This window comes from Pseudomonas sp. VI4.1, assembly GCF_002029345.1.
Taxonomy (GTDB): domain Bacteria; phylum Pseudomonadota; class Gammaproteobacteria; order Pseudomonadales; family Pseudomonadaceae; genus Aquipseudomonas.
The window spans coordinates 1-11,665 of sequence record NZ_MULM01000059.1; the positions used below are offsets into that span (position 1 = coordinate 1).

The 11,665-nt window shown below is 60.0% G+C and carries 15 protein-coding genes; 1 reads left to right on the forward strand and 14 read right to left on the reverse strand.

Annotated features, from left to right (window positions below):
* The 14 genes from BZ163_RS01500 to trmJ form a co-directional block, all read right to left on the reverse strand.
* The coding region (locus BZ163_RS01500) for a helix-turn-helix domain-containing protein (RefSeq protein WP_143510992.1) at positions 1 to 705 on the reverse strand (705 nt) is incomplete at its 3' end.
* Positions 705 to 1,463 (reverse strand): type IV pilus biogenesis/stability protein PilW, encoded by a 759-nt coding sequence (pilW, locus tag BZ163_RS01505; protein ID WP_064679561.1) that lies wholly within the window; start codon positions 1,461 to 1,463, stop codon positions 705 to 707. The genes BZ163_RS01500 and pilW, both read right to left, overlap by 1 nt.
* Positions 1,464 to 1,475: 12 nt before the next feature.
* Entirely contained in the window at positions 1,476 to 2,624 is a 1,149-nt protein-coding gene (gene rlmN, locus BZ163_RS01510) for a 23S rRNA (adenine(2503)-C(2))-methyltransferase RlmN (RefSeq protein WP_128869512.1), read from the reverse strand.
* A gap of 29 nt (positions 2,625 to 2,653) precedes the next feature.
* Positions 2,654 to 3,079 (reverse strand): nucleoside-diphosphate kinase, encoded by a 426-nt coding sequence (gene ndk, locus BZ163_RS01515; RefSeq protein ID WP_007916882.1) that lies wholly within the window; start codon positions 3,077 to 3,079, stop codon positions 2,654 to 2,656.
* A 92-nt stretch (positions 3,080 to 3,171) separates the two neighbouring features.
* Positions 3,172 to 3,372 carry a Fe-S cluster assembly protein IscX gene (gene iscX / locus BZ163_RS01520; RefSeq protein WP_017340315.1) on the reverse strand — a complete coding sequence of 67 codons (201 nt, stop codon included), beginning with the start codon at positions 3,370 to 3,372 and terminating at the stop codon, positions 3,172 to 3,174.
* A gap of 14 nt (positions 3,373 to 3,386) precedes the next feature.
* Positions 3,387 to 3,728: an ISC system 2Fe-2S type ferredoxin gene (gene fdx / locus BZ163_RS01525; protein ID WP_054057275.1), complete on the reverse strand. Its 342-nt coding sequence runs from the start codon at positions 3,726 to 3,728 to the stop codon at positions 3,387 to 3,389.
* Positions 3,728 to 5,593, reverse strand: coding sequence for a Fe-S protein assembly chaperone HscA (hscA, locus tag BZ163_RS01530; protein ID WP_128869513.1), 1,866 nt, complete (start codon positions 5,591 to 5,593; stop codon positions 3,728 to 3,730). Before hscA ends, fdx begins: the two co-directional genes overlap by 1 nt.
* A gap of 51 nt (positions 5,594 to 5,644) precedes the next feature.
* Positions 5,645 to 6,166 carry a co-chaperone HscB gene (gene hscB, locus BZ163_RS01535; protein WP_128869518.1) on the reverse strand — a complete coding sequence of 174 codons (522 nt, stop codon included), beginning with the start codon at positions 6,164 to 6,166 and terminating at the stop codon, positions 5,645 to 5,647.
* A gap of 8 nt (positions 6,167 to 6,174) precedes the next feature.
* Positions 6,175 to 6,498, reverse strand: coding sequence for an iron-sulfur cluster assembly protein IscA (gene iscA, locus BZ163_RS01540; protein ID WP_007903589.1), 324 nt, complete (start codon positions 6,496 to 6,498; stop codon positions 6,175 to 6,177).
* A 34-nt stretch (positions 6,499 to 6,532) separates the two neighbouring features.
* Positions 6,533 to 6,919: a Fe-S cluster assembly scaffold IscU gene (gene iscU / locus BZ163_RS01545; RefSeq protein WP_028620148.1), complete on the reverse strand. Its 387-nt coding sequence runs from the start codon at positions 6,917 to 6,919 to the stop codon at positions 6,533 to 6,535.
* A gap of 84 nt (positions 6,920 to 7,003) precedes the next feature.
* Positions 7,004 to 8,218: an IscS subfamily cysteine desulfurase gene (locus tag BZ163_RS01550; protein WP_128869514.1), complete on the reverse strand. Its 1,215-nt coding sequence runs from the start codon at positions 8,216 to 8,218 to the stop codon at positions 7,004 to 7,006.
* Positions 8,219 to 8,268: 50 nt separating this feature from the next.
* Positions 8,269 to 8,760 carry a Fe-S cluster assembly transcriptional regulator IscR gene (gene iscR / locus BZ163_RS01555; protein ID WP_064679565.1) on the reverse strand — a complete coding sequence of 164 codons (492 nt, stop codon included), beginning with the start codon at positions 8,758 to 8,760 and terminating at the stop codon, positions 8,269 to 8,271.
* 239 nt (positions 8,761 to 8,999) lie between these two features.
* Positions 9,000 to 9,776: a serine O-acetyltransferase gene (gene cysE, locus BZ163_RS01560; protein ID WP_128869515.1), complete on the reverse strand. Its 777-nt coding sequence runs from the start codon at positions 9,774 to 9,776 to the stop codon at positions 9,000 to 9,002.
* Between the two features lie 2 nt (positions 9,777 to 9,778).
* Positions 9,779 to 10,549 (reverse strand): tRNA (cytosine(32)/uridine(32)-2'-O)-methyltransferase TrmJ, encoded by a 771-nt coding sequence (gene trmJ / locus BZ163_RS01565; RefSeq protein WP_128869516.1) that lies wholly within the window; start codon positions 10,547 to 10,549, stop codon positions 9,779 to 9,781.
* Between the two features lie 146 nt (positions 10,550 to 10,695).
* Between trmJ and suhB the strand changes: the two genes are divergently transcribed.
* Positions 10,696 to 11,514, forward strand: coding sequence for an inositol-phosphate phosphatase (suhB, locus tag BZ163_RS01570; RefSeq protein ID WP_128869517.1), 819 nt, complete (start codon positions 10,696 to 10,698; stop codon positions 11,512 to 11,514).
* The last annotated feature ends 151 nt before the right edge of the window (positions 11,515 to 11,665 follow it).

Consider the following 11,665-nt stretch of genomic DNA (forward strand, 5'->3'; position numbering starts at 1 on the left):
CGGTACCGCGGGAACAGCGGGCCCTGGCGTTGCCGGCGTGGCGACAACTGGCGCGTTGCTGCGCGCCGGTGCGGCGGGCGCCGGAGTAGCGGGTACGGTGGCTTCAGCGGCGGTCGAGGCGTCAGCCGAAGTCTCGGCCTGCGGCAAGGCGAGCGCGGTCGCACCTTCAGCCTCGCCCTGCGCGACGGCCTGGTCTTCCGGCTCGTCCAGCGGATGGATCTGGGTCGTGCCGTCGGCGCCTTCGACTTCGACGTGTTCCGGGCTCAGAGTGACCGGCTCCTTGGTGCGCGAAGACGTCTGGTCCTGCCACCAGATAAATCCGCCACCGATCACCGCGATCAGCAACAACAGGCTGACAATCCGCAAAATGGTGTGGGACACCCGGACCGGCTCTTCGATACGACCCAGGCTGTGAACGGCGCTGCCTTGGGAATCGGTGCCGGTCGACTGGTCGAACTGTTGCACCAGCACGGTTTGATCCATGCCCAGCAATTTGGCGTAGGCGCGGATGTAACCGCGGGCAAAGGTATGCCCCGGCAGCTTGTCGAATGCGCCGGCTTCCAGATTGCCCAGGGAATTGACGGTGAGGTTGAGCTTGAGGGCCACTTCGGCCAGCGACCAGCCATTGCTTTCGCGAGCCTGGCGCAATGTATCACCGGGATTAACGCGATTCGCTGCTACAACTTCGGGATGCACCGCTTTCATCATTGCTCCGACAGGTATTGCTGATATTCCGGCGTACCGGGATAGAGTCGTTTTAGTTGCAGGCCAAAACTGGCAGCCTTGTCGCGATCTTCGAACACTTTTGCCAGCCGGACGCCGAGCAATAGACTACGTGCATTTTGCTCGGTGAGCTGGCTGAAACGGTCGTAATAGTCACGCGCGGGCACATAATGCCTGTCTTCGTAAGACAACTCAGCCATTTCCAGCAAGGCACGTGGTTGTTGGCGATTCAAGCGCAGGGCTTTTTCCAGTTGTTGCTGGGCCAGGTCACGCTGGCCGAGCTTGGAAGCGGTCATGCCCAGGTTCTCGAAGACTCGCGAACGCTCAGGATACAGGGTATCGGCAGCGGCCTGCTCGAAGCGCTCGTAAGCCTCTTTGTAACGTTTCTGTTCGAAAAGAAAACTGCCGTAGTTATTGAGGATTCGCGCATCGTCGGGACGGCCGGACAGCGCCTTGCGAAAATGCTGGTCGGCCAGCTCCGGCTCCATCTCGGCCTGGAACACCAGCCCCAGCGCCGCATTGGCGTCGGGGTCCGAGCTGTCCAGTTCCAAGGCCTTTTTCAGCGGCACCTTGGCGCGTTCGGTCATGCCCTGTTGCAGGTAGCCGAGCCCCAATTGCACATAGGCGACCCGCGCTTCATCACGGCCCTTGCTGGTCTTCATCGGGTTGAAATCGCCCGACAGGACACAACCAGTACACAGACTGGCCAGCAGCAACAGCAGCGCTAAGCGCAGGGACATAGAGATCCTCTCTTAATTATTGTTCGCAGCGTTCTGTGCCATATCGTTTTCGGCGCTCAACTCGCGCACGGCGATATAACGTTCGCTACGACGGGTGCGATCCAGCACCTGCCCTACCAATTGGCCACACGCGGCATCGATGTCTTCGCCGCGGGTGGTGCGCACGGTGACATTGAAGCCGGCATGGTGAAGCTGATCCTGGAAACGACGAATCGCGTTATTGCTCGGACGCTCGTAACCGGAATGCGGGAACGGGTTGAACGGAATCAGGTTGATCTTGCACGGGATGTTCTTGAGCAGTTCGATCATCTCGACCGCGTGCTCGACCTTGTCGTTGATGTCCTTGAGCAAGGTGTACTCGATGGTCAGCACGCGCTTCTCGCCCAGGGACGACATGTAGCGCTGGCACGATTCAAGCAGCATCTTCAGTGGATACTTCTTGTTGATCGGCACCAACTGGTTACGCAATGCGTCATTCGGCGCGTGCAGGGACAACGCCAGGGACACGTCGATGTGCTTGGACAGCTCATCGATCATCGGCACCACGCCCGACGTGGACAGGGTCACGCGGCGCTTGGAGATGCCATAGCCGAGGTCATCCATCATCAGGTGCATGGCGGCCACGACGTTGTCGAAGTTCAGCAGCGGCTCACCCATGCCCATCATCACCACGTTGGTGATGGCACGGTCGGCGGTCGCCGGGATGCTGCCGAACGATTTATTGGCAATCCACACCTGGCCGATGACTTCGGCGGCGGTGAGGTTGCTGTTGAAACCTTGCTTGCCGGTGGAGCAGAAACTGCAATCCAGGGCACAGCCTGCCTGGGACGAAACGCACAACGTGCCGCGTTTGCCCTGGGGAATGTACACGGTCTCGACGCAGCTGCCGGACGCCACGCGCACCACCCATTTACGGGTGCCGTCGGTGGAGATGTCCTCGCTGACGACTTCCGGACCGCGAACTTCGGCAATCACCTTGAGCTTGTCGCGCAGGGCCTTGCTGACGTTAGTCATGGCGTCGAAATCATCGACGCCAAGGTGGTGAATCCATTTCATTACCTGACCGGCACGGAAACGCTTCTCCCCGATTGAGTCGAAGAATTTTTCCATTTCCAGCTGAGTCAGACCCAGCAGGTTAGTTTTAACAGTCGATGTAGTCATGGATTCACCTTCACTCTTTAAGCCAATGCTTAGCGAGTGGTTACTTCAGTAGCTGCGAAGAAGTACGAGATTTCGCGAGCGGCAGCGGCTTCGGAGTCCGAACCGTGTACAGCGTTGGCGTCGATCGAATCAGCGAAGTCAGCGCGGATGGTGCCGGCAGCCGCTTCTTTAGGGTTGGTGGCGCCCATCAGCTCACGGTTCAGAGCGATAGCGTTTTCGCCTTCCAGAACCTGAACGACAACCGGACCGGAGATCATGAAAGCAACCAGGTCGCCGAAGAAACCACGAGCGCTGTGCTCAGCGTAGAAGCCTTCGGCTTCGGCTTTGGACAGTTGCTTCAGTTTCGAAGCTACAACGCGCAGGCCAGCTTTTTCGAAACGAGTGGTGATCTCGCCGATAACGTTTTTTGCAACAGCGTCAGGCTTGATGATGGAGAAAGTACGTTGAACAGCCATGGTGTAACTCCAGAAACGGTAATTTGTGAAAAATTAAACCCGCGAATTATACGCGGGTTCTTGGGTATTGCCTAACTGCGTGCGGTGCAGAATCAATCGGCTTCTTCGATCCAGGCGGCCTGGATGGCTTCAAGCACCTTCTCGCCACCGCGGGTCGGATCATCGCTGAACTCCGGCAATGCCAGCACCCACTTGTGCAGATCGACGAAGTTCACGTAACGCGGATCCACTTCCGGCTTCGATTCAGCCAGCTGGATCGCGATTTCCAGCACATCAACCCATTTCAGACTCATGTCGGTTCCTTGAATCAGTGCGGCGCTTCGGCTGCATGGTTGAGCGAGTATTTCGGAATTTCGACCGTCAGGTCTTCAGTCCCGACGATCGCCTGACAGCCTAGACGCGATTGCGCCTCCAGACCCCAGGCCCGATCAAGAAAGTCTTCTTCCAGCTCATCCGCTTCTTCCAGCGAGTCGAAACCTTCGCGGATGATGCAGTGGCAGGTGGTGCAGGCGCAGACGCCGCCACAGGCGCTTTCCATCTCGATATGGTGTTCATGGGCCAGCTCGAGAATGGAGATACCCGGCTCAGCCTCCACAACCATGCCATCCGGGCAAAACTTCTCGTGAGGCAGAAAAATGACCTGCGGCATCAGATATCCTCGATTTCATTCAGGTTGCGCCCCGATAGAGCGGCTTTCACCGTCAAATCCATGCGGCGGGCAGCAAAAGCATCGGTCACTTGCGACAGACGCTTGGTCTGCTGCTCGATGGCGTAGCCATCGGAACCTTTCATCAGTTCGGCCAGTTCCTGCATCTGCAACTCGATGACCATGCGCTCTTCGGCGTCGAGCAGGCGCTCGCCATCGACATCGAGGGCAGCCTGCACCGCTTCGATCAGGCGCCGGGCATCGACCTGCTGTTCACGCAGGACACGGGCGACCTTGTCGTCATTGGCGTGCTGGAACGAATCCTTGAGCATCTTGGCGATTTCGCCGTCGGTCAGGCCGTAGGACGGCTTGACCTGGATGCTCGCTTCAACGCCCGAACCCAGCTCACGGGCAGCCACGCTGAGCAGACCATCGGCATCGACCTGGAAAGTCACGCGAATCTTCGCCGCACCGGCCACCATCGCCGGAATGCCGCGCAATTCGAAGCGCGCCAGGGAGCGGCAGTCGCTGATCAGCTCGCGCTCACCCTGCAACACGTGGATCGCCATGGCCGACTGGCCGTCTTTATAGGTGGTGAAATCCTGGGCGCGGGCGACGGGGATGGTGGTGTTGCGCGGAATCACCTTCTCCATCAGGCCGCCCATGGTTTCCAGCCCCAGGGACAACGGAATCACGTCAAGCAGCAGCAGTTCGTCACCGTCACGCTTGTTGCCGGCCAGGGTATCGGCCTGGATCGCAGCACCAATGGCCACCACTTGATCCGGATCGATTTCGGTCAGCGGCTGGCGACCGAAGGCTTCAGCCACGGCTTCGCGAACGCGAGGCACGCGGGTCGAGCCGCCGACCATGACCACCGCATGCACGTCATCCAGCTCGATACCGGAATCGCGCACAGCGCGGCGGCACGCCTTCAGGCTGCGCGCAACCATCGGCTCGATCAGCGCATTGAAGGCTTCACGGCTCAACTCGGCTTGCCAGTCGCCATACACCACGGCAACGGACGCGGCGTTGGTCAGGGCTTCCTTGGCCGCACAGGCGGTTTGCAACAGATGACGCTGCACACCCGGATCCAGGTCATCCGACAGGCCAGCGCCCTCGATGATCCAGCGAGCGATCGCGTGATCGAAGTCGTCGCCGCCCAGGGCGCTGTCGCCACCGGTAGCCAGCACTTCGAAGACTCCGCCGGTCAGGCGCAGAATCGAAATATCGAACGTACCGCCGCCCAGGTCATAAATCGCCACCAGGCCTTCGGCATGCTGGTCCAGACCATAAGCCACAGCGGCCGCGGTCGGCTCATTGAGCAGCCGCAGCACGTTCAGGCCGGCCAGCTTGGCCGCGTCCTTGGTGGCTTGCCGCTGGGCATCGTCGAAATAGGCCGGAACGGTGATCACCGCCCCCACCAGTTCGCCGCCCAACGCAGCCTCGGCGCGCTGACGCAGCACCTTGAGGATATCGGCGGAGACTTCGACCGGGCTTTTCGGACCTTGCACGGTGTCGATGAACGGCATGTGCGACTCGCCGCCGACAAAGCGGTACGGCAACTGGTCGCCCAGCTGCTTGACGTCGGACAGGCCACGACCCATCAAGCGCTTGACCGACAGCACGGTGTTCAAGGGATCGGTGGCGGCTGCCAGCCTGGCTGACTCGCCGACTTCGACGCGGTCGGCGTGGTAGCGCACGGCAGACGGCAGGATGACCCGCCCTTCTGCGTCGGCCAGGGGCTCGGAAAGACCACTGCGCAATGCAGCGACCAGCGAATTGGTAGTGCCCAAGTCGATCCCCACAGCCAGACGACGCTGGTGCGGTTGAGGACTTTGGCCGGGTTCGGCGATCTGCAGTAGGGCCATCGTTATCAGGACTTATCTGTATATCAGGCGTGCGACCGGAGCGGCACTGGGTTAATCGTCGAGGCGCTCTTCTAATTGGCGCACTTCGTAGGTGAGCTTGTCGAGGAACTGCATGCGCCGCATCAGGCGTTCGGCCTGCTCACGTTGCGCTGCATCATTCCAACAGGCTGCGAAGCTTTGGTTCAGTTCATCCTGAGCGGTTTTCAGGCGGCGCTTGAACGCTGCAATACCGGCCATGTCGGCACTGTCTTGCAGGTCTTCGAGCTCTTCTCGCAGCTCCATCTGCTGCAGAAGGAACGCCGGATCGTGCACCGTGACCTCCAGCGGCAGCTCGCCACCACCCATGGCGAGCAGGTATCGCGCGCGCTTGGGGGGACTCTTGAGCGTCTGGTAGGCCTCGTTGAGGCTCGCGGATTGCTCTAGCGCCAGCCGCTGCTCACGCTCGGAAGCGTCGGCAAAGCGGTCCGGATGAACACCGCGCGCCAACTCTCGGTAGCGCGTGGCCAGCTGCTCGAGATCCAGATTGAAACTCGGCTGCAGCTCGAATAAAGCGAAATGACAAGGAGTACCCACAAGAAGCCTCAGATATTGAAGCTTTCGCCGCAGCCACATTCACCGCGCACGTTGGGGTTGTTGAACTTGAAGCCTTCGTTCAACCCTTCCTTGACGAAATCGAGTTCGGTGCCGTCCAGGTAGGCCAGGCTTTTCGGGTCGATGATCACTTTTTCGCCGTGACTTTCGAACACCTGGTCCTCTGCGACCACCTCGTCGACGAACTCCAGCACGTAGGCAAGGCCGGAACAGCCTGTGGTGCGAACACCCAGACGAATCCCTTCACCTTTGCCGCGCCCGTTGAGGGAGCGTCGCACGTGTTGAGCTGCCGCTTCTGTCATGCTGATAGCCATCGGTGACTCCTTACTCGTCGCCAAAACTTGAAAGTCAGATCAAGCCTTTCTTCTGCTTGTAGTCGCGAACGGCCGCCTTGATGGCGTCTTCAGCAAGCACGGAGCAGTGAATTTTCACCGGTGGCAAGGCCAGTTCTTCGGCCAGCTGAGTGTTCTTGATGGTCTCTGCTTCATCCAGAGTCTTGCCTTTCATCCACTCGGTCGCCAGGGAGCTGGAGGCGATCGCCGAACCGCAACCGTAGGTCTTGAACTTGGCATCTTCGATGATGCCGGCTTCGTTGACCTTGATTTGCAGGCGCATCACATCGCCGCACGCCGGAGCGCCGACCATGCCGGTGCCGACATCAGGATCTTCCGCGTCCATCTTGCCGACGTTGCGCGGGTTTTCGTAGTGGTCGATGACCTTTTCGCTGTAAGCCATGATTCTTAATCCTCACTCATCAGAGAGTCGCTCTTGAAGCCCTGCGCCAGAAGGCTGGCAGGGCTGTTTTGCGGCGACTTGAAATCAGTGTGCCGCCCACTCGATTTTCGAAATGTCGACACCGTCTTTGTACATGTCCCACAGCGGCGACAAGGTGCGCAGCTTGGTAACGGCCTCGCAGACTTTCTGCGCGGCGTAGTCGATTTCTTCTTCGGTGGTGAAACGACCGAAGGTGAAGCGAATCGAGCTGTGTGCCAGTTCGTCGTTGCGGCCCAGGGCGCGCAGTACGTACGAAGGCTCAAGGGACGCCGAGGTGCAGGCCGAACCGGACGAAACCGCCAGGTCTTTGAGCGCCATGATCAGCGACTCGCCTTCGACGTAGTTGAAGCTCAGGTTCAGGTTGTGCGGTACGCGGGCGGTCATGCTGCCGTTGATGTACAGCTCTTCCAGGCCTTCGACCTGCTTGAAGAAGCGGTCGCTCAGCGCTTTGATCCGTACGTTCTCGGCAGCCATGTCTTCCTTGGCTACGCGGAACGCTTCGCCCATGCCGACGATCTGGTGGGTCGCCAGGGTGCCGGAACGCATGCCACGCTCGTGACCGCCGCCGTGCATGGTCGCTTCGATGCGAACACGCGGCTTGCGGCTGACGTAGAGTGCGCCGATGCCTTTAGGACCGTAGGTCTTGTGGGCAGAGAACGACATCATGTCGACTTTCAGCTTCGACAGGTCGATCTCGACCTTGCCAGTGGACTGAGCGGCGTCGACGTGGAACAGGATGCCCTTGGAACGGAGCAACTCGCCGATGGCGGCGATGTCGTTGATGGTGCCGATTTCGTTGTTCACATGCATGATCGAAACCAGGATGGTGTCGTCGCGCAGGGCGGCTTCGACCATCTCAGGCGTGACCAGACCATCGGTGCGCGGCTCGAGGTAGGTCACTTCGAAACCTTCACGCTCCAGTTGGCGCATGGTGTCGAGGACAGCCTTGTGCTCAATCTTGGTGGTGATCAGGTGTTTGCCCTTGGTCGCATAGAAATGCGCCGCACCCTTGATTGCCAGGTTGTCGGATTCGGTGGCACCGGAGGTCCAGACGATTTCACGCGGGTCGGCGTTGACCAGGTCAGCGACCTGGCGACGAGCGTTTTCGACCGACTCTTCAGCTTTCCAGCCGAACACGTGGGAACGGGACGCCGGGTTACCGAAGTTTCCGTCGACCAGCAGGCATTCACTCATCTTTTGCGCGACACGCGGATCGACCGGGGTGGTCGCAGAGTAATCAAGGTAAATCGGCAATTTCATGGACTATCTCCTAAATCAGGCTGGCTGGCGTTCCGCTAGCTCTTTGGCTGTCATTCGACGGCGGACGCTTCAATCTTGTCCAGGCGTGGCACCTTGCTGTTGCAACGGCGCTGATCCTGACGCTGGGCTACTTCTTGTACCTCACGGCGAGTGACAAGGTCAGCCAAGCTGATACCGCTCAGAAATTCGTGAATCTGCAGGCTCAGATCGCACCACAAATGGTGGGTCAGGCAGGTATCGCCGTGATGGCAATCGCCCTGGCCCTGGCACTTGGTGGCATCGACCGATTCGTTCACCGCATCGATCACCTGGGCGACCTGGATGCCCTGCATGTCGCGCGACAGCTGGTAGCCGCCGCCCGGACCGCGGACGCTGGAGACCAGGTTGCTGCGACGCAGCTTGGCGAAAAGCTGTTCGAGGTAGGACAGTGAGATGCCTTGGCGCTCGGAGATATCGGCCAGGGACACCGGCCCGTGCTGCGCGTGCAACGCCAGGTCAAGCATGGCGGTCACGGCGTATCGGCCTTTTGTAGTCAGTCGCATGGACAATTACCACGGAGTTCGGAATGGGGCGAGTATGCAATTCCCGAGTATTTAAGTCAACTATAAGACCTAGTGTTTTACTCGGGATTACCCGCAAAAGAGCGGCAGCATCATAGCAAAGGCTGGCCGGTTACAGCCAGCAATTGCACGTCATCGTTCTTCGCGGGCAAGCCTCGCTCCTACAAGGATCACGCATCACCTGTAGGAGCGAGGCTTGCCCGCGAAGGCGTCGGCGCGATCTAGCCGGCCTGACTCTGATCCTTGTCCTTCACACACGCAAAATCTTCCTCGCGCAGCTCAGGCAACTCCTTGGCGCAGTAATTACTGCCCAGATCCTTCAACGCCCCGCACATCCCCTCCAGCCGCCCATCGACCGCCTGCAGATGATCGAGCAACTGATTGATGGCCCGCGCCACCGGGTCCGGCATGTCTTCGCCGACACCGTAGGCATCGAAACCGATCTTCTCGGCCATGGCCTTGCGCTTGGCGTCCTGCTCTTCATCGGATTTGACAATGATCCGCCCGGGAATGCCGACGACGGTCGCCCCGGCAGGCACAGCCTTGGTCACCACGGCATTGGAGCCGACCTTGGCCCCCGCCCCCACCGTGAACGGGCCGAGCACCTTGGCACCGGCGCCGACCACCACACCGTCTTCCAGTGTCGGGTGACGCTTGCCTTTGTTCCAGCTGGTGCCGCCGAGCGTCACCCCCTGATAAAGGGTGACGTCGTCGCCGATCTCGGCCGTTTCACCAATGACAATGCCCATGCCATGGTCAATAAAGAACCGCCGACCGACCTTGGCCCCCGGATGAATCTCGATCCCGGTCAACCAGCGACCGAAGTTCGACACCAGCCGCGCCAGCCATTTCAGCTCGGCGCGCCACAAGGCCGCCGACAGCCGATGGATCCAGATGGCGTGCATGCCCGGGTAGCAGGTCAGGACTTCAAATGCGTTACGCGCCGCCGGGTCACGATGGAAAACACTCTGGATATCTTCACGCAAACGCTCGAACATCATTAATCCTTCCGCTTTAGAAGCTCGCCACGGGCCGCTTTCTGGGTTTCCGTGAGGATGCCACGCAAAATATTCATTTCCGCCCGGCTGACCGAGCTGCGTCCGTACAACCGGCGCAGGCGCGCCATCAAGTGCCGCGGTTTTTCCGGATCGAGGAATTCGATGGCCACCAGGGTCTGCTCCAGGTGCTCATAGAATCGCTCCAGTTCATCCATGGTCGCCAGTTCACCACTCTTGGTGGACGCCACTTCATCCTTCTCGACCTTGCTCGGCTGGCCTTGGGCCGCGAGCCAGGACATGCGCACTTCATAACTCAACACCTGCACCGCCGCCCCCAGGTTCAGCGAACTGAACTCGGGGTCTGAGGGGATGTGCACGTGATAATGACATCGTTGCAGCTCGTCATTGGTCAGGCCGGAGTCTTCACGACCGAATACCAGGGCAATCTCGGTGCCCTGCGCGGCTTCCTCCACCACCCTCACCCCGCATTCGCGCGGATCGAGCAATGGCCAGGGAATGCGCCGATCACGGGCGCTGGTGCCCAACACCAGCGTGCAGCCGACCAGGGCATCTTCCAAAGTGGCGACGACTTGCGCGTTTTCAAGGATGTCCCCGGCGCCGGAAGCCCGAGCATCGGCCTCGTGGTGCGGGAACAACCGCGGTTCGACCAGCACCAGCCGCGACAGGCCCATGTTCTTCATGGCACGCGCAGCCCCGCCGATATTCCCGGGATGGCTGGTATTGACCAGGACGACACGAATGTTTTGCAGCAAGGGAGGCACTCTCGAACACATCAATGGGGAGCAAATCTTACAGTTCCTCCTACCGTTAAGCTATGAATGCGCACACTGTCCTTCACCTGTAGAAACTTTCTGAGTAGAATGCCCGGCTTTCTTTAACAACCTTAGGTGACACATCCATGCAGCCCATGCTGAATATCGCGCTGCGCGCCGCCCGCAGCGCCAGTGAATTGATCTTCCGCTCCATCGAGCGCCTGGATACCATCAAGGTCGACGAAAAAGACGCCAAGGATTATGTGTCCGAGGTGGATCGCGCCGCCGAACAGAAAATCATCGACGCGCTGCGCAAGGCCTACCCGAATCACTCGATCAGGGGTGAAGAAACCGGCATGCACGCCGGCAAAGGGATCGAAGGCGAAGAATACCTGTGGATCATCGATCCGCTGGACGGCACCACCAACTTCCTGCGCGGCATTCCACACTTCGCTGTCAGCATCGCCTGCAAATACCGCGGCCGCCTGGAACACGCAGTCGTTCTGGACCCGGTGCGCCAGGAAGAATTCACCGCCAGCCGTGGTCGCGGCGCCCAACTGAACGGTCGTCGCCTGCGCGTCAGCGGTCGTACCAGCCTGGATGGCGCCCTGCTGGGTACCGGCTTCCCGTTCCGCGATGACCAGATGGACAACCTCGACAACTACCTGGGCATGTTCCGCGCCCTGGTAGGCCAGACTGCCGGCATCCGCCGCGCCGGTTCGGCGAGCCTGGACCTGGCCTACGTGGCCGCCGGCCGTTTCGACGCATTCTGGGAGTCGGGCCTGTCCGAGTGGGACATGGCCGCAGGCGCCCTGCTGATCCAGGAAGCCGGCGGCTTGGTGAGCGACTTCACCGGCGGTCACGACTTCCTCGAGAAAGGCCATATCGTTGCCGGTAACACCAAATGCTTCAAGGCAGTACTGACGGCGATCCAGCCGCACCTGCCGGCCTCGCTGAAACGCTAAGCTTCCAGCGACAGACAAAGCACCCTTCGGGGTGCTTTTTTTATGGCTGGAATTCACCCTTACCAATACCACCGACCAACTGTGGGAGCGGGCTTGCTCGCGAATGCGGTGTGTCATTCAACACATTGCTGGATGGCACACCGCATTCGCG